We start from the raw sequence: 25,948 nt of genomic DNA on the forward strand, positions 1-25,948 counted from the left end.
GTGCTTGCCCTGGACGGAGAGGGCGTTGCTGGCGGCGGCGGGGCCGCAGTAGTAGAAGGTTTCCTGGGCCTGGTAGCGCACGGGGAGTTGGCGTTCGCCGCCGGTCTTGCGGTCGGCCTGCACCTGGACGGTGGCTGGGGTGGGGGCGGCGTGGGCGGTGATGGCGGGGCCGGCGATGCCACCGGCGGTGGCGGCGGCAGCGGCGATGGTCAGGGCGGTCTTACGCAGGATGGTGGTACGCATGATTGAGTCACACCTTCCATTCGGGGGTACGCAGCACGGATCAACCCGTACCGGGGCTCGCGGTGCTGCGGGGGATAGAGGAACGCCCGGCGGGGAGTGCTCGGGCGTCCGGGGGGTGTAACGATCCGGGCCGGCCCCACATTCCAGGGGTCCCGGGTTCCCGGGGGCGCTGCGGCGCGGGGGAGCGCCTGCGGTCAGCCATGTACAACGACCCGGCCCCGGCCATCATTCCGACGCCCGGGTGGCCCCGATTACAGGACGAATCGGCCAAAACCCGACATCTAGTGCCCAAGTTCCGTAGATCTTGGTGCGGGAGCGCCCTCCTGGGGGCACTTTCGCACCAAGATCCGTGGTGCAAGGCCGTTTTGAGGGGAAGGGAGGTGGAGGGTTGACGCGGAGGAGGATGTTGTGTGGCAGCACAACAGGGGCGGGGTCAGCCAGCAGCAACTGTCCCCGGTCGCCGGGGCGCCGCTGTGGTGCAACGCGCGGGATTTCGGCCTTCAGGGCGACGGGGTCACCAACGATCAGCCGGCGTTGTCGGCCCTGGTGGCCCGCCTCGGCGAGGGGTACGCGGCCGACGGCCGGGCCCGGGTCATCTACTGCCCGCCGGGGATCTACTCGATCCGGGACGCGGGCACGGTCTGGCGCAGCGGAGTCTCCCTGCTCGGCGCGGGATCCGGAGCGACCCGGTTCGCCCTGAGCAACGAGGGCAACCGGGCTGAGCCGACGCCGCTGGCCTTCTGGACCACGGTGCAGCATGGCGCCGACCGCGACCGGCACATCGCCGACTGCACCTTCGCCGACTTCGAGATCGACGGCTCGGGCGTGGCCCTGACGCAGTACAACTACCTCGCCAAGGGGCTGGGCCTGCAATACGTCGTCCGGGGCGTCTTCCGCAACCTCTACATCCACCACACCGGCGCGACCGGGTTGGGCTGCGACTTCCTCCAGGACTGCCTCATCGACGGGGTGGTCGTGGTCGGCTGCGGCCGGCTGGACAACGGCGAGCAGATGGGCGGCGCGGGCATCGGCATCGGCATCGGCGGCTGGGGCGACGTCGAGCGCTGCACCGTCACCAACTGCACCACTCTCGGCAACGGCACCAACGGCATCTTCCTGGAGCTGCAGAAGTCGTACTGGAAGCCGCCACGCGGGTACCGCATCATCGGCTGCCACAGCCAGGCCAACCGGTTCGGCATCTCCGACTGGGGAGCCGACGGACTGATCGTCTCCGGATGCACCCTCATCGGCAATCTGGAAGCCGGCTTCGACGTCTCCGGCAACGGCACCGCGGGCGTCGCCGGTCGGGGCGGCATCCTCACCGACTGCGTGATCGACCGCAACGTCCGGGACGGGATCAGCGTGGGAAACACGCCCGGCCCGTACATCGTCCGAGGCAACCGGATCAGTGGCAACGGCGGACACGGCTACCACCAGCACGACCTGGGCGACGGCTTTCGGGGTGCGGCGTCGGAGATCGTCGTGGACGGCAACGACTTCTGGGACAACGGCCTGGACGCGATCCGGATCGACCGGCCGATGGTCGACGCGATGCTGGTCGACAACCGGATCCGCAACAATGGCCGACAGTGCGAGGCGGCGGCCACCGGGTCCGGCGATTCGGTCTGGTACGCCCGCCGCTCGATGACGGACCGGACCGCGTCCTGGCGGACCGACGGACACCGGGGAAAGGTGCTGCGGGTGGGCTCCCGGCGGGCGGTCGTGGTCGGCAACACCGATACCGACCTGGCCCTGGCCGACGCGCGCCCGGACGCGAGCAACGCCTGGAACGAGGACATTCCGTCGCCCGGCGCGGCGTACGAGATCTCCGCCGCGGCACCGATCCGGGCCGGCATCACCGTCAACGCGCGCCTCGAATCGGCGACGGTACGCGGCAACCGGATCTGGGACAACCGCCCGGAGTCGACCCAGAGCTACGGGATGTGGGTCACCGAGCGGGGCACCTGCGTCTCCTGCCGGGTCGAGGACAACGACCTCGCCGGCAACGCCGAGGGAGCGCTGCGGCTGGACCGTCGACCGGAGGGCGGTCGCTGGGACCGCAACCACACCGAAGTGGACTGAGGGGGCGCCGTCAGCGGGCGTCGTCGGCCGCGCTCGCCTCCGCGTGCCGGTCACGCAACCGGGCCCGGATCTCCTCCGGGGTATACGCGCGCCGCCGCCGCTCGGCCCGCGCGATGACCACGCCGGACGCCGCGACACCGGCCAACCCGGCCAGCCCGAGGAGCTTCCACCACCGCATCCGTTGCCGCATCCGCCTAGGGTAGTCCTTCATGAGTATCAGCCTGGACGAGGCGGTGGAGCTGACCCGTACCGGCGACGTGTGGGTCTTCCGGGGGCGCAGCGTACCCGACCGGGCCATCCAGTTGACCACCAACAGCCCGGTCAACCACGTGGGCATGGCGATGGTGCTGGACGACATGCCGCCGCTGATGTGGCACGCCGAGCTGGGCAGGTCGCTGCCGGACCTGTGGACCGGCACCCACCAGCGCGGTGTGCAGCTGCACGACCTGCGGGACGCGGTCTGCGTGTGGGCCAACCGGTACGGCCAGCGGGCCTGGCTGCGCCAGCTCGACCCGCCGGCGGACGCGGAGATGGAGGGCTCGGTGTTGCGCACCATCGCGCGGCTGGACGGCACCCCATTTCCGTCCACCGCCCAACTCGCCTGGCGGTGGCTGCGCGGGCGGGTGCCGGCCCCGCGGCTGCCGGTGCCGGGGGCACGGCAGCGCCCCGCGGTTGTGCCCGAGCGGACCCTGGAGACGGCGTACTGCGCCGAGGTCGTCGCGGTCACCTACGAGGCGATGGGACTGCTGCCCGCCGGCCGGCGGCCGAACTGGTACGACCCGGGGCGCTTCTGGAGCGGCGACGACCTCGGTCTGCACGGCGGGGCGCGGCTGGGCAGCGAGATTGAGGTGCGGATTCCCCCGCGCTGAGGTTGGGCCGCGGCCGGACCAGGGCGGGCGGAGGTTGCTCGCCGCATCCGCCGACATCGAGCAGCTGCAAGATCCGCCCGTCCACTAGGCTGGCGCGTCGGTGACGACAGGGGGGCCTATGTCCGTGCGGCCGGCCGATGACCAGACCGGTGAAGAGACCAGCGCGAGTACCCGCCGGCCGGCGCTGCCCAGGATGATCGCCGGCGCGCCCTGGGTGGTGTTCCTGGTGGGTGTCGCGGTGTTGGCGGTACTGCTCGTGGTGGCGGCGCTGTCGTTCCGTGGCCCCGAGGAGCAGGCGGCGCGGGCACCCGAGCCGCCGGTGGTCCTTCCGGTGCCGCCCGAATCGACGAAGCCCGCCGGATCGACGGACGAGGCCGCGCCGCCGGACCCGGCCGCACCGACGGGTAGCCCCTCGGCCACACCGACCGTGGCGACCACGTCGGGCGTGCCGTCGCCGTCCGCCGGCGCCGGATCGCCCACGGCGGCCGTCAGTCGGGCACCCGCCGCCAGTCCACCCGCGCCGACGCCGTCGGCGAGCAGCCCGGGAGTGCTGCTCGCCAGCTACCGGCTGCAGAGTGTCGACGGGGATTCCTTCCGGGCCGAGTTGGTGGTACGCAACGGCACCGGTCATCCGGTCGACTGGCAGGTCGACCTGGCCTTCACCCCCGAGGTCGTCGGGATCCGGGCCTCCAGCGGGCCGGGCGTGTCGGTGAGCATCAAGGGCGGTGGACGCTACCTGCTCAGCGGCAGCCGGTCGCTGGCCGCCGGGGCACAGCAGACGGTGCAGCTACGGGTCAGCCGCACCGGGGGTGGAGAGCAGCCGACACGGTGCACGATCAACGGGGCTGCCTGCGCTGCGGGCTGAGCGTACTGTTAGGAGTCCTGGGTGTTTCGTCCGGTACTTCCGGGCGCTGCTCTTGATCGTTACGCTGGCCGGGCCGCCTGCTGAGGAGAGACATGTCCGGTATGCGCCGCGCCCCCCGAGAATCCTGCCACGGCTCGGCCGTGGTTTCCTCGCCCTGGATCCTGGTGTCGATCGGGGGCGTCGCGATGATGGTGCTGCTCGTGATCGCGGCCGGCGCGTACCGGGCTCCCGGTCCGGGGTTCGACCCGGTGCCGCCGGGACCGCCGGCGGTGGCCGTACCGATACCGGCGGAGCGGGCCTCGTCGGCGGGGCAGGCGGGTACGGAACCGCCGCCGCCGGCAGTGCCCGGGCTGTCCCTACGCCGGACCGACCTGCCGAGCCCGTCGAGTTCCGCGTCCCGCACGCCGGAGCCGCCGGCCGCGATGCCGCCGCCGCACACCACCGCCCCGCCTCCGGCCCCGCCGTCTGCTCCGCCTGCCGCCCCGCCGCCGTTGGAGGCGCGGTACCAGGTGTTGCAGACCTTCCCGAACGGCTTCATCGGGGAGGTATCGATCCGTAACGCCTCGCGTGGCGACCTGGGCTGGGTGGCGCGGGTGGAGTACCCGGGCGGCCGGGTGGTCACGGCCTGGCTGGAAGATGTTCCACAGGGGACGTTCCGCGACCGGCGCGGCACCCTGACCTACCGCAGTGGCCCGGATCTGGCGGCCGGGTCGACGGTGTTGCTGCGCTTCCACATCGAATCCGCCCACCCGCGTCCGGCCGGCTGCACGGTCTCCGGGCGTAGCTGCGCCGGAGTCTGAGCACGCCCGCGACGTCGCGTTGCATCTCATGCGCGCGTCCACACCAGCCTGCCGCCCGGCACCGAACTGCGCGCAGTGTGGATCGATCGGGACGACACCTGGAAGGGGACATCCTCGCCTCGGTCATCGAGCGATCGCTGCCCCATAGGAGGCGTCCGTTGTCGGCTCGTACTTGGCAGCCCTTGGCGTGATGCACGTATCCTGACCTTGATCGACAAGGACTGGGGCTATGAGCTCCTGGGGGAGGAACTTGATGCCCTTTACGCTGAGCCACCCGGCTTTGATCCTGCCGCTGAGCCGCCGCCCGCTCGTTGCCTCGGCCCTGGTCGCCGGTGCGGTCGCCCCGGATCTTCCTTATGTCCTCCCGCAAGCCACCTCGGCAGCGTGGGGACCGTACAGCGACTACAACCTCACCTACACGCACGAGTTCGGCACCGGGATGGTCGCCGGGACGGTCGGAGCGCTGCTCCTGGTCGCGCTGTTCCACCAGGTGCTCAAGCGCCCGCTGATCGCCCTGCTCCCGGCTGCTGCGGCGGGGCGACTGACCGGGCCCGCGGCGCAGTTCCGCTGGTCGGGGGTGCGGCAGGTCGCCTGGATCATCCTGTCGGCGATGATCGGAGTACTCAGTCACTTGGTCTGGGACGCGCTGGTCCACGAGAACGGCTCCGCTTCGTGGTCGCCGCTGCCGGACACACAAAAGGTGACCGAGGGCCTGTGGTGGGCAAGCACCCTCGTCGGGGCGCTGGCACTGGTCAGCTGGATCTACCGCTGGTGGCGCCGTCAGCCCGGCTACCCGGTCGGGCCGCGGGTGACGCTGAGCCCGGCCGCGCGCTGGTGGACACTCGCGGCGATGGCGGTGGCCGGCGTCATCGCAGCCGTCCTGCAACTGGCGCGGAACGGCTACGGCGTGCTCGGCGCTGTTCACTCGATGGCTGTGCTGCGTCTGGTTGTGACCAGCGCGATGTCCGGGGTCGGTGTGGGGGTGCTGGTCTACGGCGTGCTTTGGCAACTGTCGGCGGGCCGGACGATGTGGAAAACATGTCGCGCCCCAACCACCCGCCCGCCGCAACCGTTCGGCAACTCCATCCTGGAGTCGTCTGGCCCCCGCCGGAGCACAATCACAGGTGACTCCGAGCCGACCAAGGCCAACCACGACACCACCCGACCGACGCCCGTGCACCCGCAACGGCCGAACGATCCGTGATCCACAACGGCGCCCGTCCGGATCGCGCTGCCCGTCCGTGACCGCGCGCTGCCGTCTTCTGGGTGCCGCTCGGCGCACGTCGTCCAGGACGTGACGGTGAATGCGACACCCACGACCACGACGCGCTGAACCGGGTCCTGCTCGATCCGCTCGGCCTCGGCGGAGATCGACGCTTCCAACACGCGGCCTACGACCGCACCACGGATACTGTGCTGTCCCCGCCGGTCTGCACTGCCCCCGCCGACGCCGTGCTGGTCTTCGACGGCGTCTTCCTCATGCGCCCGGAACTGATTGACCGCTGGGACCTGCGCATCTTCGTGTCGACAGCGCTAGAGACGACCGTGGATCGTGCCGTGATCCGAGAGGGCCGGGTGTCACCTCGGGCCGAAGTCGAACGGCGCTGTCTCGGTTGGTGAGCCGACACGCAGCCAGCTGGGTCGGACCGTCAGCGAGACTTGAACCTCGTAATCCAATCGGCATTGACCTGGTCGGCCTGCCGATGGTGTCGAACGATCAGCTGCCGGCCGGGTGGAACCGTTAGGCCGAGGTAGTCGAGGACCCCTTGTGCAGCGGATCGTGGATCCGCCGCCAGCTCCTCGTACGTCACCTCGTGAGGCACGATGCCGTGGGCGTTGAACCAGGTTGCCCAGTCCGCCTCGGAACTCTCGATCATGGCGACGAGCTGGCCGATGAGCACCTCGTCGTATCGAGGATCTTGGCCTCTCGGAGCGACGGCCTCGTGGGGATGCCAGAAGTGGGTCTGTAGTGCCTTCGCCCACGACACGGCCTGGGCAATGACATCGCGTCGCCGCAGGTGGATGAATCGAAGTCGACCGAACTGGGCGGTCAACAGGCCCAGGTCAGTGTCCGCTGGTCTTGGTGCGGAGGCAGCAAGACCAGCGATCAGCTCCGGCAGCGTCTCTGCCATGAGCCGCCCACCGAAGACATTGTTCGACGTTCTACCGACCGTCAGCGCCGCCCGCACGAACCCTTCGTCGATCCGTCCGGCATGTGGTCGGGCGATGTGCCAGGCATCGGCGTACGTAGTCAGCGTCTTTCGATTGAAATAGGAGGCTGGGTGGCCAGCGACCCCGGACGACTCCAGTAGACCGCACAGCAAGGTACTTCCCGTGCGGGGCGTCGCGCAGATCAGGTAAGAGTCGACCTCCAGGCGCCCCATAGCGGCAGACACTAAGCACGCGCGGATCTAGAGCAAACCGAATTACCGAACGCCGGCGGCCCGCGCAGCGCGCGCTCTGCGGCATGAGCGCGCGGTGTGAGCGTTTCGCGTGCAGCTTGGGCCCGTCCTGCGGGAGGCCGCAACTGGACACGTGGCTTCAGCGGCCCCGCAGAGTGGTACTACCCTCCGCTGCGTGTCTGACGATCACGTGTACGGTGTGCGGCTCTTTGTCCCAGGGGCTGCGGCGACGATGGCTCAGTGGCAGGGCTCGCTCGGGCGTTCCGGTCTGACGCTGGACGGCCACTCGCTCGCATCGCAGAACCTCGGCTTTCGCGCGCTGGCGGAGTGGGTGGAGAACGACGGCTCGTTCAGCCAGGCGTTCGGTCACGGCACGATGTCGGAGGAGGAGCAATTCGCCGTCGCCGCGGCCGGCAGCGCCTTGGTCCTGGATCTGCCGGTGTACCTCGGTGCGGCAGCGGGAGAAGTGGCGATGCTGATCGCCGCGCTGGGCGACGCCGGAGCGCTGGGAGTGCGACTTGAGCAGTCGAAGCTGGGCTGGCCGGTCACAGAATGGACTCGGGCTCTTGAGGGCGGCGACCCATGGATGCTCTACCGCTGTGCCGTCGCGGTGCTGCAGGACCGCGGTGTGTCGCGGTCCTGCGGCATGCACGCGTTCGGGTTGCCGGACGCGCAGGTCGAAGCGTCACCGTCCGAGGCCAACCAGATCCTTGGCGTGTTCAACGTGTATCGATTGGCGGAGGATCCTGTGCTGGTCAGCGGCGACACCTTCAGGCCCGACTTGAACACCCCTCGCCGCCGCCTCGAGCGCTGGCCCGATGACGGGTATCCGCCGGGCCACGCTTGCCACAACTCCTTCGGCATCTGGCGTCTGGGCGCCGAGGGAGGTGAGGCGGATTCGCGGAGCGAACTTCGACCCGTGTTCATTCCTGCGCTGGTGGCCCTGCTCACCGCCGCCGAGGAGAACGCCGGACGGCGCCTCCGCCGCGAAGAGGTGGAACGCCTCACCAGCGAAGGCATGTGCATGATGATGACCCACGCTGATGCGCAGAAGTTCGAACGCAGCCGCGGATACGCAGACCTCGAGCCCGAGCTCGCCTGGAGGCAGTGGCAGGTCCTGCGCGAGTCCCGAGGCTGACATCGCAGCGATCCAGCACATACCAGATCGAACGTCCTGTCATCGGCAGACCCGCACGCCGAGAGAACAGCCGGACTCGGCATCATCCGTCACGCAAAGTCACCGACTTGGATCACCGTTGGGCCCGGGGGCCAGGCACCCCGGGCGCAGACCGACGACCTCAAACGCCTCTGTTGCCGCGTTTCACCGACGGCGGGAACGCGCAGTCCGGCCTTCATGACGAAGATGGACCGGCGGTCCACCGCGTTCATCGTGGGCCGCAAGGGATTCCCTGACCCGCTCGTCACGTTGAGGATGGGCCGCGTCTGGGATGGCAAGGCCGTCCGGGCTTGGATCGCCGAGAACCGCCCCAGCCCGACCGACGAGGACTGATCGGCCCACGCACCTGATCATCGCCGATCGCCGTTTCGCCGTAACGGCGGTGTCCCGACCGATCGGACACCGCCGTACCGACGAAACGGAGTCGATCAACTGGCTGCGGAGGCCAGCGCTGTCGTCGTCGGCCAGGCCACACCGGCACGGCCCTATCCTCTGGCTCCTCCTCGGCCCCATCGCCCTGATGCCGGTCTCTCTTCGTGCCACACGACACGGCGGAACTACCGGGAGCGCCGGCAGGAACGCCGCGGCGTGGCGGATCTTGCGCAAGGAAACCGCATCGTTGCGGCCTTGCTTGCAAGGTATTGCAGAATGTTTCGGCAAGAGTTAGCGTGCGGGCCAGTCAGCGACCAGAGGAAGGCCGTCGATGAAACCCCCGCCGATATCCCGCAAGGCCGCGCTCGCTCTCGTCTTCCTGCTCACCCTCACCCTGGTCGGTACGCCGGTCGCGGTGCATCCGGCCGCCCCCGCCCAGGCCGCCGGATCGGCCGCGCCCAGCGCCACCGGGGCCGTCACCTGGTCCACCGAACCGTCCGCCGCCGCCCTGCACACGGCCGGCACCAACCGGGCGCGGGCCGAGCAGTTCTACTTCGTCCTGCCGGACCGCTTCGCCAACGGCGACCCGCGCAACGACCGGGGCGGGGAGACCGGAGACCGGCTGCGCACCGGCTACGACCCCACCGACAAGGGGTTCTACCAGGGCGGCGACCTCAAGGGACTGATCGACCGGCTCGACTACATCGAGGGACTGGGCAGCACCGCCATCTGGCTCGCCCCGGTGTTCACCAACCGGCCCGTACAGGGTCGGGGCGAGGACGTCTCCGCCGGCTACCACGGCTACTGGATCACCGACTTCACCCAGGTCGACCCCCACTTCGGCAGCACCGCGGACCTGAAGAAGCTGGTCCAGCTCGCGCACCGGCGCGGCATCAAGGTCTACCTCGACGTCATCGTCAACCACACCGCCGACGTCATCAGCTACGCCGAGGACCGGCACGACTACGTCGACAAGGCGACCACGCCTTACCGTGACGCGCAGGGCCGGCCGTTCGAGGACCGCAACCACGCCGACGGCAGCCGCACCTTCCCGACGGTGAACACGCGGTCCTTCCCGTACACCCCGACCTTCGAGACCCCGGCCGACGCGAAGGTCAAGGTCCCGGCGTGGCTGAACGACCCGACCATGTACCACAACCGTGGTGACTCCACCTTCGCCGGGGAGAACAGCGAGTACGGCGACTTCTTCGGCCTGGACGACCTGTGGACCGAGCGCCCCGAGGTGGTCCGCGGGATGACGAAGATCTACGCCGACTGGGTGCGGGACACCGGCGTCGACGGCTTCCGGCTGGACACCGTCAAGCACGTCAACATGGACTTCTGGCCGCAGTTCAGCCAGGGCGTCAACCAGGCCGCCGCACGCGCCGGCAAGAAGGACTTCTTCATGTTCGGCGAGGTCTACAGCGCCGACCCGGAGATCAGCTCCGACTACGTACGCCAGGGCGGGCTGGACGCCACGCTGGACTTCGGCTTCCAGGAGGCGGCGCGCGGCTACACCGCAGGCGACGGTTCGGCGAAGGCGCTGGCCGAGCTGTACGCCCGCGACGACCTGTACGCCGCCCGGAACACCCACGCCGGCCGGCTGACCACCTTCCTCGGCAACCACGACATGGGCCGGATCGGCTCCTTCATCGCCGGCGGCCCCACCGACCCGGCCACCCACCTGCGCCGCGCCCAGCTCGCCCACGAGCTGATGTTCCTCACCCGAGGCCAGCCGGTGATCTACTCCGGTGACGAGCAGGGCTTCACCGGCGCCGGCGGGGACAAGGACGCCCGCCAGCCGATGTTCGCCTCGCAGACCCCGGACTACCTCGACGACGACCTGCTCGGCACCGACCGCACCCACGCCCAGGACCAGTTCGACCACACCCACCCGCTGTACCGGACCATCGCCGGGCTGGGCGAGCTGCGCCGGGCCCACCCGGCGTTGCGCGACGGCGGGCAGGTGAGCCGGTACGCGGCCGACGGTCCCGGCGTCTTCGCCTTCTCCCGGTTCGACCCGGACAACCGCACCGAGTACCTGGTGGCGGTCAACAACGCCACGACCGCGCAGACTGTCACCGTGGACACCTGGTCGCCCGGCGTCACCTTCACCGGCATCCACGGCGCCACCGGCCGGCCGGTGGCCGCCGCCGACGGCAGGCTGACCCTGACCGTGCCGCCGCTGTCGGCGGTGGTGCACCGGGGCGGCAAGTCGGTCGCCCTGCCCACCGCCAAACCGGCCATCGCGCTCACCGCCCCGGACGCGCCGGCCACCCGGGCCGAGGTCACCGCCCGGGTCACCGGAGACCCGCTGGCCACCGTCACGATGGCCGCCCGGGTCGCCGACGGCCGGTGGACCCTGCTCGGCACCGCCCACCGAGCGCCGTACACCGTGCACCACGACCTGACCGGCCTGGCCGCCGGCACGAGGATCGAGTACCAGGCGGTGGTCCGCGACGGCCGGGGCCGCACCGCCACCGCCCGCTCCGCCACCACCGTCGGCACCCCGGAGCAGTCCGGCTCGTCCCGCGACTGGCTGGTGGTGCACCACCAGCGGCCCGACGGCGACTACGCCGACTGGGGCCTCTACGCCTGGGGTGACATCGACCCGGAGTACGCCACCCAGTGGCCGCAGGGCCAACCGTTCGCCGGCACCGACGCGTACGGGAGGTTCGCCTGGGTCAAGCTCAAGCCCGGTGCGAAGTCGGTCGGTTTCCTGGTGGTCGACGCCGACGGGAACAAGGACGTCGAGAACGACCGGACCGTGGACGTGACGCAGACCGGCGAGGTCTGGGTCAAGCAAGGTGACCCGGCCACCTACCCGAGCCGCGAGGAGGCGGCCGGTGAGCCGGCACCGCCGGTCGAGGACGGCACGGCAGTGATCCACTACCGCCGACCCGACGGCAACTACGACGGCTGGGGCCTGCACCTGTGGGACGGCGCGGCCAACCCCACCGACTGGTCCCGACCGATGCCGCCGACCCGGATCGACTCCTTCGGCGCCGAGTTCCGGGTGCCGCTGGCCGAGGGGGCGACCGGGCTGAGCTACCTCATCCATCGCGGCGACGAGAAGGACCTGCCGCAGGACCAGCGGCTCGACTTCGCCGAGGCCGGCCGCGAGGTGTGGTTGCTCGCCGCGACGCCCGGCCGGCTGCTGCCGACCACGGCCACCGGCACCGGCACGGACACCGACATCGGCAGGCAGCGGGCGCACTGGATCGACCGGTCCACCGTCGCCTGGCGCACCGGTCCCACTGATGGGAAGGCGTACGCGCTGGTGACCGCCCCGGCCGGCGGGGTGCGCGTGGTCGACGGCGAGCTGACCGGGACGTACACCTCGTTGCCGTTGACCGCGCAGCGCAACGGGCTCACCGAGGCCCAGCGCGCGGCCTTCCCGCACCTGTGGGACCACCGGGCCTTCAGCCTGCACCGGCGGGACCTGGCCAAGGTGCCGGCGGCGCTGCGCGGGCAGCTGCTGGTGACCGAGCGGGCCGCCGACGGCACCCTGCTCGGCGCCACCGGCGTGCAGCTCCCGGGCGTGCTCGACGACGTCTACGCCCCGGCCACCGCCGCGCGCCTCGGTGCGTCCTTCACCGGCGGCGTGCCCACCCTCGCGGTCTGGGCACCCACCGCCCGGACGGTGTCGCTGGAGCTGTTCGACTCGCCCACCGCCACGCCGCGCACGGTCGCGATGCGCCGCGACGACCGCACCGGCGTCTGGTCGGTACGCGGGGCGCGCGACTGGACCGGCAGGTTCTACCGCTACCGGGTGCAGGCCTGGCAGCCGGCGGCGCAGCAGGTGGTGACCGCCTCGGTGACCGACCCGTACTCGGTGGCGCTGGCGGCGGACTCCACGCACAGCCAGATCGTCGATCTCACCGACCCGAAGCTGGCCCCCACGGGCTGGGCGTCGCTGCGCAAACCGGCCGCGGTGCCGAACGCCAGGGTGCAGATCTCGGAGCTGTCGGTGCGCGACTTCTCCATCGCCGACGCCACGGTGCCGGTCGACCGGCGGGGCACCTTCCTCGCCTTCACCGACCCGGCCACCGCCGGGATGCGGCACCTGAAGGCGATCAGCGACGCCGGCGTGACCCACCTGCACCTGCTGCCCGCGTTCGACTTCGCCACCATCCCCGAGCGACGGGCCGACCAGCGGCAGCCGGACTGCGACCTGGCCGCCCTGCCGCCCGACTCGGACCGCCAGCAGGAGTGCGTGGCCGCGGTGAAGGACGCCGACGGCTACAACTGGGGGTACGACCCGCTGCACTACACCGTCCCCGAGGGCGGGTACGCCGTCGACCCGGCCGGCGCCCGGCGGACCACCGAGTTCCGGCAGATGGTCGCCGGGCTCAACGCCGCCGGTCTGCGGGTGGTGCTGGACGTCGTCTACAACCACACCTCGGCCGCCGGCACCGACCCCAAGTCGGTGCTCGACCAGATCGTGCCCGGCTACTACCACCGGCTGCTCGACGACGGGACGGTGGCCACCTCCACCTGCTGCGCCAACACCGCGCCGGAACACGCGATGATGGGCAAGCTGGTGGTCGACTCGCTGGTCACCTGGGCGAAGGCGTACAAGGTGGACGGGTTCCGGTTCGACCTGATGGGCCACCACCCGAAGGCGAACATCCTGGCCGTGCGGAAGGCGCTGGACCGGCTGACCGTGGCCCGCGACGGCGTGGACGGCAAGAAGATTCTGCTCTACGGCGAGGGCTGGAACTTCGGCGAGGTCGCCGACGACGCCCGGTTCGTGCAGGCCACCCAGGCCAACATGGCCGGCACCGGGATCGGCACCTTCAACGACCGGCTGCGCGACGCGGTACGCGGCGGCGGCCCGTTCGACGACAACCCGCGCCGGCAGGGCTTCGCCTCCGGGCTGTTCACCGACCCCAACGGCGACCCGGTCAACGGTTCCGCCGCCGAGCAGCGGGCCCGGCTGCTGCACCAGCACGATCTGATCAGGGTCGGGTTGGCCGGCAACCTGCACGGCTACCGGTTCACCGACTCGGCGGGCCGGACGGTCACCGGCGACCAGGTCGACTACAACGGCTCGCCGGCCGGCTACACCGATGCGCCGGGAGAGTCGGTCACCTATGTCGACGCGCACGACAACGAGATCCTGTACGACGCGCTGGCGTACAAGCTGCCGACGGGCACCTCGGCCACGGACCGGGCCCGGATGCAGGTGCTCGCGCTGAGCACGGTGGTGCTGGGCCAGGGCGCCGGCTTCGTCACCACCGGCACCGAGCGGCTGCGGTCGAAGTCGCTGGACCGCAACTCGTACAACTCGGGGGACTGGTTCAACCAGATCCGCTGGGACTGCGCGCAGGGCAACGGGTTCGGCATCGGGCTGCCGGCCGCCGAGGACAACCGGGACAAGTGGCCGTACGCCCGGCCGCTGCTGGCCGACCCGAGGCTGGTGCCGGACTGCGCGGCGGTCGAGCTGACCGACGCCCGGTACGCCGAACTGCTGCGGATCCGCGCCTCCACGCCGGTGTTCGGCCTGCCCACCGCGCAGGAGGTGCAGCGTCGGCTGGCCTTCCCGCGCTCCGGTGCGGACGAGACACCGGGGGTGCTCACCATGACCCTCGACGCCCGTGGCCTGGGCGGGGCGTGGAAGTCGGTGACGGTGGTCTTCAACGGCACCCCGAAGCCGGCGACGCAGCAGGTCACCGGAGTGCGCGGGGCGGACGTGACGCTGCATCCGGTGCTGCGTTCCTCGGCCGACCCGGTGCTGCGTACGGCGGCGTTCGACTCCGCGACCGGCACGTTCACCGTGCCGGGCCGCAGCGTGGCCGTCTTCGTGCAGCAATAGCTGAAATGGGGCTGGCCCGCGCGGGCCAGCCCCATTTCGTGCCGGTCGGCGGTCAGCCGCCGACGGCGACCGCGAAGATGTGCATGGTGGCCACGCCGGCGGCCGCCCGGGCGCTGATGTTCGGCAGGTCGACCCGGGCCACCTCCTTGTCCTCCAGGGGCAGCCCGACGACGTAGATGGTCGCCGGGGTATTGGCCCGCTGGTTGCCCGGCCGGTTCTGGTAGGGGGCGACGATCGCCCCGACGCCGCCGGGCCGGGGCGCGCCGGCCCAGTCCGGGCAGCCGAGGGTGTGGGTCTTGCGGCTGCCGTCGGCGTAGACGATGGTGACCGGTCCGGACACCGCGCCGTACGTGCCGGTCAGCAGGAAGCCGAGCGTCCTGCCCTTGCCGGTCACCTTGACGGACTGCCCGGAGGCGATCGCGTTGTCGGGGCCGCCGATGGCGCCACCGGGCCAGGTGAAGTCCACCCCACCGGCGCTGACGGTGGCACCCGGGGTGACGCCGACCTGGGCCAGCGCCTGGGCGGACAGGGTGGCCCCGTTGCCGTCGAAGTTGCCGGCGTTGGTGTCGGTGTCGTCGGTGACGCCGATGTTGGTGAAGTTCTCCTCGATCGGGGCCTCCCGGCCGTCCCAGACCCGGACCCGGGCGGTGGCGGACGCGGTCCAGTCCCGGCCGCTGACCTCGGCGACCAGCTCCGCGGTGCCGGTCCGTGCGGACTCGGCGACGGTCACGGTGAACTCGACGGTGCGCTCGGAGTCGGGCGGCAGCGGACGCAGGTCGAGGTGCGCCGGTGCGACGCTCCACCCCGAGGGGACCTTGAGCGACACCCGCGCCGAGGGCGCGATCGGCATGTCCACCGCCCGCACCGTGACGGCGACCTTCGCCGCCGCGCCCGCGCCCACCTCGTACGGCGCGCTCACGCCGACCTTCTGCAGGGCGTACGCCCGGTAGGTGTGGCCGGCCCGGCCGGCGAGTTCGACCAGATCGGCCTCGATCTTCCGGGGCTTGACCACCCCGTTGCCGCGGGTGACGTCCCGCACGGTGTAGCGGCCGGCGAACAGGTGGCCGCGCAGGTGCACGCTGCCGTCCCGGTCGGCCCGGATGCGGACCTCGTCCGCCTGGCCGCCGCTCCACGTCACGTCCACGGTGTAGCCGCCACGACCCCGCAGACCCTTGACCTTTCCGTCCGGCCAGGCCGCCGGCAGGGCGGGCAGCAGGTGCAGTTCGCCGGTGTGGCTCTGCAACAGCATCTCGGCGACACCGGCGGTGGCGCCGAAGTTGCCGTCGATCTGGAACGGGGGGTGCAGGTCGAACATGTTGGGGGCGAGGCGGGCGGGGGTGGCCAGGTAGCGGATGAGGTCGTGGGCGCGGTTGCCTTCTTCGAGGCGGGCCCAGAAGTTGATTTTCCAGGCGAGGGACCAGCCGGTGCCGTCGTCGCCGCGGATCTCCAGCGTCCGGCGGGCCGCCTCGAACAGCTCCGGGGTGCCGCGTTTGGTGATCTGGTTGCTGGGCGACAGAGCGTAGAGGTGGGAGACGTGGCGGTGGGTCCGCTCGGTCTCGACCCAGTCGTAGAGCCACTCCATGATGTTGCCGCGCGAGCCGATCCGCATCGGGGCGAGCCGGTCGCGGGTGGCCAGGACCTCGGCGCGGAAGTCGGCGTCGATCCCGAGCAGCCTGCTCGCCTGGGCGCAGCCGTTGAACAGGTCGACCAGGATCTGGTTGTCCATCGTCGGGCCGGCGCAGATGCTGGCGTCGGGGTGGTGGCCGATCTCCGGGGAGTTCGACGGGTTGGTGACCAGGTAGCCGAGGTTCGGCTCCGCCACGAGGGTGTCGAGGAAGAACTGGGCGGCGCCCCTCATCGCCGGGTAGTTGGCCCGCAGGAAGTCGAGGTCGCCGGTGAACAGGTAGTGGTCCCAGATCATGGTGGCCAGCCAGGCGCCGCCGGTCTGCCACATGCCCCAGAACGCGCCGTCGACCACCGACGAACCACGCCAGGCGTCGGTGTTGTGGTGGGTGACCCACCCGCTCGCGCCGTACTGCACCGCAGCGGTGCGGGCCCCACTGACCGTCAGGTCCTTGATCATGTCGAACACCGGCTCGTAGCACTCCGACAGGTTGGTGGTGTCGGCCGGCCAGTAGTTCATCGGCAGGTTGGCGTTGATGGTGTACTTCGAGTCCCACGACGGGGTCAGCGAGTCGTTCCAGATGCCCTGGAGGTTCGCCGGCTGGGTGCCGGGACGCGAGGACGAGATCAGCAGGTACCGGCCGAACTGGAACAGCAGCGCCGAGAACTGCGGGTCCTCGACGCTGTTGTGCTGCGCGATCCGTACGTCGGTCGGCTGGTCGGCCGCCTCGGTGCGGCCCAGGTCGAGTTCCGTACGCCCGAACAGCTTCTGGTAGTCGGCCACGTGCCGGCGGCGGAGTTGGTCGTAGGCGGTGCCCTCGGCGGCGGTGAGGTGACCCCACGCGATGCCCTGGTGGTCGCCGCTGACGTCCTGGAAGTTGACGTAGCTCGAACCGATCGAGATCAGCAGCGTCACGGTGTCCGCGGCGGTCACCGTCAGGGTGCCGCCGGAACTGCCGACGCTGCCGCCCTCGACGACGGCCCGGGCCAGCGCCAGGAACCTGACCTGCCCGGCCACGCCCTCCTGGTTGCCGGAGACCCCGTCGAGGGCGATCGTGGCGCCGTCCGGGCTGGCCACGGTCGTCCGTTGCGGACTGTCGAACCGGGCGGTGAACGTGATCGAGCCGGGCCGGTCGGCGGTCAGGCGCATGGCGATCACCTGGTCCGGCGCGCTGGCGATCACCTCCCGCTGGTACCGCACGCCGTCGCGCAGGAACGTCACCGAGGTGGCCGCCGTGGTCAGGTCCAGTTGTCGGTGGTACTCCGACACGCCGCCGGGACCGGGGAAGGTGAACCGCAGGTTGCCGACGGTCTGGTACGCGAGCTGACCCGGAGGGTTACCCATCATCGTCTGGTTGACCAGGTTCTGGGCCTGGGCCCACTGGTTGGCGAAGACGAGGCGTTGGATCTCCGGGAGGGCGTCGGCACCCCGGGGGTTGCTCGAGTCGTACGGGCCGCCGGCCCAGACGGTGTCCTCGTTGAGCTGCAGCCGCTCGGCGTCGACGTTGCCGAACACCATCGCGCCGAGCCGGCCGTTGCCGATCGGTAGCGCCCGCAGCCAGTCGGTGCCGGCGGCCTGGTCGTACCAGAGCGCCAGGTCGTTGGCGGCGCGTACCTGCGGGGGTGCGACGGACGACGCGCGGGCCACGGCCGTCCACGGCAATGGAATCAGCGTGGCTCCGGCGCCGACTGCACCGAATCTGAGTAGCTGCCTTCGGGTCAGATCTGACATTTCGGTCCTCCACGAGGGGCGGGTCTTCCTTGCCGGGAGGTCGGCCCCGGTTCCGGGATGGTGGTTCGGGCTCGACGGCGATGAATCGGCGGCGGGGGATCCGGTGTGGATGAGGCAGTGATGAGCATCTGGGTGAGGTGACGGCAAGGCTATAAACATGTGATGTATCCCGTCAACGCCTGTAACGAAAGTGCCCGGCGCTGCGCTGTTGTAGCGGTTGGCGCGCCGCTGCCGCGACGCGCCGTCGTTGTCGACCCTTGTTGACGCTCGGTAATCATCAGATGATTTCTCGATTCGGAGATCGCGGCGGTGCGTGGCCGGCCGGTCCGGAGAGCGATCGGCCGCGGTGCGCCGACGTGAAGCGGCCCCCTCCCCGCGGGTGCGGGAAGGGGGCCGGGTAGCCCCTAGGTGCGGCCGTTGGCCGTCCGTCAGGCGATCAGCCGAAGCAGCGCGGGACCCGCGTCAGCGTGCCCTCGCAGTTGGTCGGCTTGTTGGCCGTGATGGCGGACTTGTCATCCACGTCGACATCGCTCAGGAAGCTGAACACGCCACCCGGGCGGCGAGTCGCGAAGTTGTGCGCGACCCGCGTCTTGTCGAGGTCGATCTCGGAGAGGACGGTGAAGATCCCACCGCCGACTCCCAGCGGGCCGACGGCCCGGTTGCCGCTGATCTCGCTCTTGCGGAAGGTGGCCTCGGCGATGGCGGTGAACACCCCGCCGCCGAAGAAGCCGGCCTTGTTGGCGACGATCTTGCTCTCCTCGACGTTGGCGATCGCGCCGAGCGCCAGGGCGAGGCCGCCACCCACGCCGATCGTGGAGTTGCCGGCGATCTCGACGTGCGTCAGCTCGAAGTTGCTGTCGCCCGCCGAAGCCACCCCGCCGCCGGCCAGGGCCGCCGTGTTGTCAGCGATCTTGGAGTGCTTGACGGCGCTGGTGCCCTCGATGTCGAGCAGACCGCCACCGAAGCCGAGCGTCTCGTTTCTGGTGATCTCGGTCTTCTCGATCCAGGTGGTGCCGCCGTCGACGTCCCGGTGGAAGATGAACGCCGCGCCGTTGGCGATGCCACCGCCGCCGATGATGGCGTCGTTGTTGATCACCCGTGAATCGCTGACCTGGAGGACGCCGGCGTTGAAGATGCCGCCGCCGAAGAAGAAGGCGGTGTTGTCGGCGACCGTGGTGCGGTGGAGGCTGGTCCGGCCGAAGTTGGCGATTCCGCCGCCGAGGCTGCTGGCCTGGTTCCCCAGGATGTGGGTCTCCTCGAACTTCGCCGTTCCACCCGCGTGGACCAGGACGCCGCCGCCGGCGTGCGATCCCCCGTCCAGCAACGTCGCCGCCTCGGTCTCGGCCTTCGCGGACTTGAGTACCTCGCCCTTCGGCTTGGCCTGCAACAGCGGCACGTACTCCTGGCCGGCCTGGGCGGCCTTGGTCGCCTCGACCGAGTTGGAGAACCGGGACCACACCGCGTCCGCGGCTTCGCCGTGCAGAGAGTGGTGTGCGGTCTGGCCACCCTTGATGGTCAGGCCCTTTGCGGTCAGGTGCCCGCCCCGGCCCACGGTGAGGATCCGGAAGTGGTGGGCGGTGGCATCCCGGACGATCTTGGTTTCGTGCCCCTTGAGCACGATGTTCTCCTTGATCACCGGCAGGCCGTTGCCGTGCTCGTCGGACCGGGTCAACCGGTAGGTGCAGTCCTTGGCCAGTTCCAGCACACCGCCGTGATTCTCGTTGGCGAAGATGATCGCCTGGATCAGCTTGTCCGAGTCGCAGGGCACCTCCTTCCCGCGGTGCTCGCGCTCGTCTTCCCTGCCCTGGTGTTCCTCACCGCCCTTCTTGCCCTGGTGTTCCTCGCCGCCTTTCTTGCCCTGGTGTTCCTCGCCGTCCTTCTTGCCCTGGTGTTCCTCGCGCTCCGCCGCGCCCCGGTCGCCGTCCTTGCTGACCTGCTGCGCGGTGGACCAGCGCAGACCCTCGGAGCCGACTGCGCCGGCGCCGGTGGCGACGCCGACGGCGGCGATGCTGACCACGCCGGTGAGACCGGCGATACCGCTGGCGAGCCAGAGCTTGCGGCGCCGCTTGGGCGCCGCCTCCGGCTCGGCGGCGTTGTTCTTAGCTACATAGTTGGACATCGGAGCTCTCTGCCCTCTCGTCGTGCCAGACAGGGTCGTCACGCGCAGGTGAACGTCCCCTGCTACAAATCGGTTGTAGCTCCCAGATGCACCGTATGAGAAGGATCCTCACCTCGGGGCCATATCCGAAATAAGCCCGCATTTGGGGTGCAGAAGGGCAGGCGGTGCCTATCTGGTGCCAGACCGGTCAGTGCGCGAGCTGCCGGATCCCGGTGACGAGCGGGCGAGGCGGAGACGGGCGGGACTCCTCCGTGCCGTCGCCGGTACGGAGGAGCCCCGTTCTATGTGGTCGTGCTTCCCGTGTTGCCCGCCATCGACGTAGGTCAGCCGAAGCAGCGGTTCGGAATCACCAGGCTGCCGGTGCAGTTGGTCGGGCGGTTACCGGTGACGGCGGACGCCCGATCGATGGTGACGCCACCGTTGTTGGTGGATATTCCTCCCGGCGGCAGCACCGAAACGTTGTGGGCCACCTTCGACCGCTCCAGTCGCACCCGGCCGAGATCGTTGACGATGCCGCCGCCCGCCGAATCGTGGCCGACCGCCTGGTTGGCCACCACCTCGGTGTCCCGCAGCACCACGTCGCTCAGCGACACGTTGAGGCCGGCACCCGAGCCGCCGGCGACGTTCTCCTTGATCGCGCTGTGCTCGATCACGGCGCTGCTCTCGAAGCTGACCGCCACGCCACCGGCATCCCCGTCGGTGGAGTTGCCGGCCACCAGGACGCGTTCCAGCGCGAGCTTGGTGCCGTTGTAGGCGATGATGCCGCCGCCACTCTCGCTCGCGTTGTTGTCGGTGACCTGGCTCTGGCGCACCGTGGTGGTGCCCTCCACGTCCAGGATGCCGCCACCGACCCCGGCCGTACGGTTGTGGCTGATGGTGCTTCGCCACACCCAGGTGGTGCCGCCCGACACGCGAGTGCCGTCCTGGGGTGCGCCGTTGCCGATGCCACCGCCGCCGAACTGGGCGCTGTTTGCGGCGATCCTGGCATCCTCCACCCGCAACACCCCGGCGTTGAAGACACCGCCGCCGGCGCCGGCGGCGCTGTTCCCCTCGACCAGCGTGTGGGCGAGCCGGATGGTGCCGAAGTTGGCCACCGCCCCGCCGTTGCCGCCCGAGTGGTTGATCGAGAATTCGCTTCGCTCGATGTCGGCCCGGCCGCCCCGCTGGACGAGCAGGCCCGCGCCGTCGTGCGGACCCGTTGCCGCCTTCGGTGCGGCCCGGCCCGTTGCCGTCTTCGGTGCGGCCCGGCCGGTTGCCGTCTTCGGTGTGGCCCGGCCGGCGATCAGGTCGGGCCAGGTCTGTCCGCCCCTGACTGTCACGTCCTTGAGGGTCAGGTGACCGTTGCGGCCGACGTTGAAGATCCGGAACGGAGCGACGTTCGCCGCCCGCGTGATCCGGGTGTCCCGGCCGATGAGGGTGACTGCCTGCTTGATGACCGGCAGGCCGTTGCCGTGCTCGGAGCGGGTCAGCTCATAGGTGCACGCCCGCGCCAGCTCCAGCGCACCGCCGTGGTTGGCGTTGGCGTACGTGATGGCCTCGATGAGCTTGTCGCTGTCGCAGGGCACCCGCTTCGCCGGTTTCCCGCCGTCCCGCTGCTCCTGCGGGCCGTCGCGACCGCTCCACTCGGCGTCGCGGTCGCCCTCCGAGCGGTCCTTGCCGGCCGGGCCACCTGAGTCCTGCCTCGGCGCGGCCGCCGACTGCTTGTCCGAGGTGCGGTCCTGATCGGTGGACCTCTGCTGACGGGCGGCCACCCCGCCCAGCGCGGCGAGGCCGACGATGCCGGTCAGGCCCGCCACGCCGGCAGCCACCCAGAGTTTGCGTCGACGTGGTCCCGATGGTTCCGGTGGAGCCGGAGGCGGCCCACCGTAGGAAGTGGTTACGTCATTGGGCATCAGAGCCTTCCGCCCTCTCCTGCTACCAGGCTGGCCCACACCGCCCGAAGCGGTGCGAGTAGCTACAAATGGTTTGCAGCTCCGATTGCCACCGTATGAGAAGGATCCTCACGAGGAGGACTTCTGCGAAAAAGCTCCGCATTCCGCCCGTATCGGGCGGGTTCGCCGACCATGTCAGACGCGAACCTTTTTGATCAACCCATCGGGGTGGGGTGGGGAGACGGGGACGGGCCGCCGGCCGGGGTGGTACCCGGCGGGGCGGCCCGCTGGTGGTGGATCGGTCTGGGTCAGCCTGGCAGGCGTGGGCCGGCGGCGCGCTGTTCGGACAGCCAGGTCTCCACCTCATCGGCCCGGCGCGGCAGGCCCGCCGACAGGTTCACCGCGCCGTCGGTGGTGACCAGCACGTCGTCCTCGATCCGGATGCCGATGCCACGCAGTTCCTCCGGGACCAGCTCATCCTCCGGCTGGAAGTACAGCCCCGGCTCGACGGTGAGCACGTATCCCTCGCCCAGGGTGCCCTCCCGGTACGCCTCCTTGCGGGCGTTCGAGCAGTCGTGCACGTCGATGCCGAGCATGTGCCCGAAGCCGTGCAGGGTCCAGCGCCGGTAGACGGTGGACTTCTCGTCCATCGCCTCGTCCACGCTCACCGGCAGCAGCCCCAGATCGGCCAGCCCCTCGGCGAGCACCCGCATGCAGGTCAGGTGGACGTCCTTGAAGCTCACGCCCGGCTTGATGAAGTCGATGCCGGCCTGCTGCGAGGCGTACACGATGTCGTAGACCTGGCGCTGGAGGGCGGTGAACCGGCCGTTCACCGGCAGCACCCGGGTCACGTCGGCCGTGTAGAGGTTGCGTCCCTCCACGCCCATGTCCATCAGCAGCAGCTCACCCGGTCGGGTGACGCCGCGGTTGTGCACCCAGTGCAGGATCGTGGCGTGCTCACCGGCACCGACGATCGAGCCGTAGCCGACATCGTTGCCGTCGTGCCGGGCGCGCAGCGCGAAGATCCCCTCCAGCAGCCGTTCCGAAACGCCCCGGTCGGCCGGCAGCACGCGGGCCACGTCCTCGAAACCGCGTACCGTGGCGTCGATCGCCTCCTGGAGCTGGCCGATCTCCCACTCGTCCTTGACCAGCTTCAGCTCGGCGATGGTGATCGCCAACTCGCGGTCGCGGGCCGGCTGGCCCTCCTCCCGCGCACCGTCGTACGGGCGTACGGCGGTGTCCACGCCCGCGTCGAAGCCGCGCAGCACCCGGGTCCGCGCCGGCGCGAGCCCGGCCAGGGCCGCCTCCAGCTCGGTCAGGTCGGCGGTGGGCAGGCCCAGCTCGGTCGACTTCTCCGCCAGGGTGTGCCGGCGGCCCACCCACAGCTCGCCGTTCCGGCTGCGGAAGAACTCGTCGGTCTGCCGGGAGGAGCGGGCCCGCATGTACAGGGTGGCGTCGTGGCCGGAGCCGTTCGGTCGCAGCACCAGGACGCTGTCCGGATCGTGATCACCGGTCAGGTACGCGAAGTCGCTGCCCGGGCGGAACCGGTACTCGGTGTCGTTGGCGCGTACCTTCTGCGCGCCGGTGGGGATGACCAGCGTCTCTCCCGGGAAGGCCGCCGAGAGGGCGGCCCGGCGCTTGGCGTAGTTCGGCACCTCCGGTCGCGGGCCGACCGGGAGCGTGCTGTCCCGCCAGCCCTCCCGCATGAACGACAGGAACGCCGGTGGGAAATCCGGGTCGTGCGACTCGGTGCCGTCAGCCGGCTTGCCGTCGGTGGGTTCCTCGGTCATGCCCGCTCCCTTCGCCCTCACTGCTGGTCCCGACGGTACCGCGTACCCGAGGAAGGCCCGAGCCAGGCTGGTCTCGGCCGACCGAGCCGGCAGAGCGTGGGCGCCGCCTACCAGGTGGTACGGGGTGCTGCCGGGCGAGGCCGGCGGTGCCGCTCCGCCCGATCGCCCCGCGTGAAAAGATGACAACCATGTGCGGACTCCTGGCCTTCTTCAGTGCGCGCGGCAATGCCGCCGCCCACCGCGACAACATCGCCGGAGCGTTGGAATGCCTGCACCACCGAGGCCCGGACGAGACCGGTGTCGAGGTGGTCGGGGACGCCACCGGCCAGTACGCGGACGGGGTGTTCGCCCACAAGCGGCTGGCCATCATCGACGTCGCGCTCAGTCACGAGCCCCTGCCGTACGCCGACGGGCGCTACCTGCTGACCTTCAACGGTGAGATCTACAACTACATCGAGCTGCGCGAGGAGCTGATCCGCGAGCACGGCGCCCGGTTCGCCACCAACGGCGACGGCGAGGTGATCGTCGCCGGCTTCCACTACTGGGGCGAGCGGGTGCTGACCCGGCTGCGCGGCATGTTCGCCTTCGTGATCTGGGATCGGCAGGAGCGCCGCGCGTTCGGTGCCCGGGACTACTACGGCATCAAGCCGCTGCACTACCTCGAAACCACCGACGGGCTCTACCTCGCCTCGGAGAAGAAGGCGCTGCTGCCCTTCGCACAGTCCGCGTACGCCGGGGACGCCGGGGTCGACACGGCGAACCTCAGCCACTACCTGACCCTCCAGTACGTGCCCGAGCCGGGCACCCTGCACAAGGGGATCAGCCGGATCGGCTCGGGGGAGTACCTCACCTGGACCCCGGGCGGGCGGATCGACGTGCGCCGCTGGTACCGCCCGGTGTTCCGGCCCGCCCCGGTCGCCGACGAGCAGAAGCTCTACCACGAGATCCGGGAGACGCTGCGCGAGAGCGTACGCATGCACATGCGCTCGGACGTGCCGGTGGGCTCGTTCCTGTCCAGCGGGATCGACTCCACGGCGGTGGTCGCCCTCGCCCGCGAGTTCAACCCGAACATCCTCACCTTCACCGTCGGCTACGACGTGCCGGGCTACTCGGAGATCGACGTCGCCCAGGAGTCGGCCCGCCATCTCGACGTGACCACCATCCCGACCAAGATCGGGCCGCAGGACATGATCGAGGCGTTGCCGAAGATCGTGTGGCATCTGGACGACCCGGTGGCCGACCCGGCGCTGGTGCCGCTCTACTTCGTGGCCAAGAAGGCCGCCGAGCACGTCACGGTGGTGCTCTCCGGCGAGGGCGCCGACGAGTTCTTCGGCGGGTACACGATCTACCGCGAGCCGCTCTCGCTGAGCGGCGTCAACGGGCTGCCCGGCGGGGTGCAGAAGGGCCTGCGGGCGGTCTCCAAGGCGATCCCGCAGGGGGTCAAGGGCAAGAGCTTCCTGGAGCGCGGCACCACGCCGATCGAGGAGCGCTACTACGGCAACGCGCGGATGTTCACCGAGGAGGAGAAGCAGCACCTGCTGCGCCGCTACGACCCGTCGGTGCGCTACACCGACGTCACCGCGCCGATCTACGCCGAGTGCACCGAGTTGGACGACGTCACCAAGATGCAGTACGTCGACCTCTACACCTGGCTGCGCGGGGACATCCTGGTCAAGGCCGACCGGATCTCCATGGCGCACTCGCTGGAGGTGCGGGTGCCGTTCCTCGACCGGGAGGTGTTCGAGGTGGCGGCGAAGATTCCGGTCGAGTTGAAGCTGCCACCGCGCTCGGACACCACCAAGTACGCCATGCGGCAGGCGCTGCAGGGCGTGGTGCCGCCGGCCATCGTGAACCGCAAGAAGCTGGGCTTCCCGACTCCGACGCGGGTCTGGCTGCGCGGCGAGATGTACGAGTGGGCCCGGCACGTGCTGACCACCTCGGGCGCCGGTGAACTGCTCGACCTGTCGTACGCGCTGCGCCTGCTGGAGGAGCACAAGCGGGAGGAGGCCGACCACTCCCGCAAGGTGTGGACCGTGCTGATCTTCTGCATCTGGCACGCGATCTTCGTTGCCAAGACGCTGGACCCGGGCATCCAGCGCAACCAGTCCGCCCTGCTCACCAAGCCCGTCGTCGGCTCAATGGTCCGCTGAGAGTGCAAGGAAGGGCCCCCTGTTAACGCCTCGCG

General features: G+C 70.4%; 15 protein-coding genes and 2 pseudogenes. 10 read left to right on the top strand and 7 right to left on the bottom strand.

The genetic code is table 11. The features are described from left to right. A pseudogene (locus IEY61_RS24750) lies at positions 1-243 on the bottom strand (C39 family peptidase); the annotation flags it as partial. Positions 244-651: 408 nt separating this feature from the next. On the opposite strand from IEY61_RS24750, the gene IEY61_RS24755 reads away from it, so the two are divergent. Next, entirely contained in the window at positions 652-2,325 is a 1,674-nt protein-coding gene (locus IEY61_RS24755) for a right-handed parallel beta-helix repeat-containing protein (protein ID WP_189048420.1), read from the top strand. A gap of 10 nt (positions 2,326-2,335) precedes the next feature. Here the strand turns inward: IEY61_RS24755 and IEY61_RS24760 are convergent, their stop codons facing one another. Further along, a complete protein-coding gene (locus tag IEY61_RS24760) occupies positions 2,336-2,515 on the bottom strand; it encodes a hypothetical protein (protein ID WP_189048566.1) in 180 nt (59 codons plus the stop codon). A 19-nt stretch (positions 2,516-2,534) separates the two neighbouring features. On the opposite strand from IEY61_RS24760, the gene IEY61_RS24765 reads away from it, so the two are divergent. From IEY61_RS24765 to IEY61_RS24785, 5 genes and pseudogenes are all read left to right on the top strand, one after another. Next, positions 2,535-3,194 (top strand): hypothetical protein, encoded by a 660-nt coding sequence (locus tag IEY61_RS24765; protein WP_189048422.1) that lies wholly within the window; start codon positions 2,535-2,537, stop codon positions 3,192-3,194. Between the two features lie 118 nt (positions 3,195-3,312). Beyond that, a complete protein-coding gene (locus IEY61_RS24770; RefSeq protein ID WP_189048424.1) occupies positions 3,313-4,059 on the top strand; it encodes a hypothetical protein in 747 nt (248 codons plus the stop codon). A gap of 92 nt (positions 4,060-4,151) precedes the next feature. Next, complete coding sequence (locus IEY61_RS24775) at positions 4,152-4,859, top strand: cellulose binding domain-containing protein (RefSeq protein ID WP_229706423.1); 708 nt, start codon at positions 4,152-4,154, stop codon at positions 4,857-4,859. A gap of 253 nt (positions 4,860-5,112) precedes the next feature. Continuing rightward, complete coding sequence (locus tag IEY61_RS24780) at positions 5,113-6,063, top strand: DUF4184 family protein (RefSeq protein WP_189048426.1); 951 nt, start codon at positions 5,113-5,115, stop codon at positions 6,061-6,063. 104 nt (positions 6,064-6,167) lie between these two features. Continuing rightward, positions 6,168-6,464, top strand: a pseudogene (locus tag IEY61_RS24785) (nucleoside/nucleotide kinase family protein); the annotation flags it as partial. A gap of 44 nt (positions 6,465-6,508) precedes the next feature. Here IEY61_RS24785 and IEY61_RS24790 read toward each other — a convergent pair. Next, positions 6,509-7,243: a Stf0 family sulfotransferase gene (locus IEY61_RS24790; protein ID WP_189048428.1), complete on the bottom strand. Its 735-nt coding sequence runs from the start codon at positions 7,241-7,243 to the stop codon at positions 6,509-6,511. Between the two features lie 193 nt (positions 7,244-7,436). Here IEY61_RS24790 and IEY61_RS24795 point away from each other — a divergent pair, with 193 nt between their 5' ends. From IEY61_RS24795 to pulA, 3 genes are all read left to right on the top strand, one after another. Then, entirely contained in the window at positions 7,437-8,399 is a 963-nt protein-coding gene (locus IEY61_RS24795; RefSeq protein ID WP_189048430.1) for a DUF4261 domain-containing protein, read from the top strand. Positions 8,400-8,615: 216 nt separating this feature from the next. Continuing rightward, positions 8,616-8,771 carry a hypothetical protein gene (locus tag IEY61_RS24800; protein WP_189048432.1) on the top strand — a complete coding sequence of 52 codons (156 nt, stop codon included), beginning with the start codon at positions 8,616-8,618 and terminating at the stop codon, positions 8,769-8,771. A 370-nt stretch (positions 8,772-9,141) separates the two neighbouring features. Further along, positions 9,142-14,628: a pullulanase-type alpha-1,6-glucosidase gene (gene pulA, locus IEY61_RS24805; RefSeq protein ID WP_189048434.1), complete on the top strand. Its 5,487-nt coding sequence runs from the start codon at positions 9,142-9,144 to the stop codon at positions 14,626-14,628. Positions 14,629-14,680: 52 nt separating this feature from the next. On the opposite strand, the gene IEY61_RS24810 is transcribed toward pulA, so the two are convergent. From IEY61_RS24810 to IEY61_RS24825, 4 genes are all read right to left on the bottom strand, one after another. After that, positions 14,681-17,983 (bottom strand): glycosyl hydrolase family 95 catalytic domain-containing protein, encoded by a 3,303-nt coding sequence (locus IEY61_RS24810; protein ID WP_189048437.1) that lies wholly within the window; start codon positions 17,981-17,983, stop codon positions 14,681-14,683. Between the two features lie 436 nt (positions 17,984-18,419). Then, complete coding sequence (locus IEY61_RS24815; RefSeq protein WP_189048440.1) at positions 18,420-20,102, bottom strand: hypothetical protein; 1,683 nt, start codon at positions 20,100-20,102, stop codon at positions 18,420-18,422. 323 nt (positions 20,103-20,425) lie between these two features. Then, positions 20,426-21,994, bottom strand: a complete 1,569-nt coding sequence (locus IEY61_RS24820) for a right-handed parallel beta-helix repeat-containing protein (protein WP_189048442.1) — start codon at positions 21,992-21,994, stop codon at positions 20,426-20,428. A 287-nt stretch (positions 21,995-22,281) separates the two neighbouring features. Beyond that, positions 22,282-23,763 carry an aminopeptidase P family protein gene (locus IEY61_RS24825; protein ID WP_189048444.1) on the bottom strand — a complete coding sequence of 494 codons (1,482 nt, stop codon included), beginning with the start codon at positions 23,761-23,763 and terminating at the stop codon, positions 22,282-22,284. 188 nt (positions 23,764-23,951) lie between these two features. Between IEY61_RS24825 and asnB the strand changes: the two genes are divergently transcribed. Further along, a complete protein-coding gene (gene asnB, locus IEY61_RS24830; protein WP_189048446.1) occupies positions 23,952-25,913 on the top strand; it encodes an asparagine synthase (glutamine-hydrolyzing) in 1,962 nt (653 codons plus the stop codon). Positions 25,914-25,948: the final 35 nt, after the last annotated feature.

The organism is Micromonospora sonchi (assembly GCF_014646235.1).
GTDB classification, from domain to species: domain Bacteria; phylum Actinomycetota; class Actinomycetes; order Mycobacteriales; family Micromonosporaceae; genus Micromonospora; species Micromonospora sonchi.

What these genes read in the sequence shown, in the direction of transcription:
- IEY61_RS24760 (WP_189048566.1), bottom strand. Translation starts at nt 2,515, where the DNA reads ATGCGGCAACGGATGCGGTGGTGGAAGCTCCTCGGGCTGGCCGGGTTG.
- IEY61_RS24765 (WP_189048422.1), top strand. Translation starts at nt 2,535, where the DNA reads ATGAGTATCAGCCTGGACGAGGCGGTGGAGCTGACCCGTACCGGCGAC.
- IEY61_RS24770 (WP_189048424.1), top strand. Translation starts at nt 3,313, where the DNA reads ATGTCCGTGCGGCCGGCCGATGACCAGACCGGTGAAGAGACCAGCGCG.
- IEY61_RS24775 (WP_229706423.1), top strand. Translation starts at nt 4,152, where the DNA reads ATGTCCGGTATGCGCCGCGCCCCCCGAGAATCCTGCCACGGCTCGGCC.
- IEY61_RS24780 (WP_189048426.1), top strand. Translation starts at nt 5,113, where the DNA reads ATGCCCTTTACGCTGAGCCACCCGGCTTTGATCCTGCCGCTGAGCCGC.
- IEY61_RS24790 (WP_189048428.1), bottom strand. Translation starts at nt 7,243, where the DNA reads ATGGGGCGCCTGGAGGTCGACTCTTACCTGATCTGCGCGACGCCCCGC.
- IEY61_RS24800 (WP_189048432.1), top strand. Translation starts at nt 8,616, where the DNA reads ATGACGAAGATGGACCGGCGGTCCACCGCGTTCATCGTGGGCCGCAAG.
- pulA (WP_189048434.1), top strand. Translation starts at nt 9,142, where the DNA reads ATGAAACCCCCGCCGATATCCCGCAAGGCCGCGCTCGCTCTCGTCTTC.
- IEY61_RS24810 (WP_189048437.1), bottom strand. Translation starts at nt 17,983, where the DNA reads ATGTCAGATCTGACCCGAAGGCAGCTACTCAGATTCGGTGCAGTCGGC.
- IEY61_RS24815 (WP_189048440.1), bottom strand. Translation starts at nt 20,102, where the DNA reads ATGTCCAACTATGTAGCTAAGAACAACGCCGCCGAGCCGGAGGCGGCG.
- IEY61_RS24820 (WP_189048442.1), bottom strand. Translation starts at nt 21,994, where the DNA reads ATGCCCAATGACGTAACCACTTCCTACGGTGGGCCGCCTCCGGCTCCA.
- IEY61_RS24825 (WP_189048444.1), bottom strand. Translation starts at nt 23,763, where the DNA reads ATGACCGAGGAACCCACCGACGGCAAGCCGGCTGACGGCACCGAGTCG.
- asnB (WP_189048446.1), top strand. Translation starts at nt 23,952, where the DNA reads ATGTGCGGACTCCTGGCCTTCTTCAGTGCGCGCGGCAATGCCGCCGCC.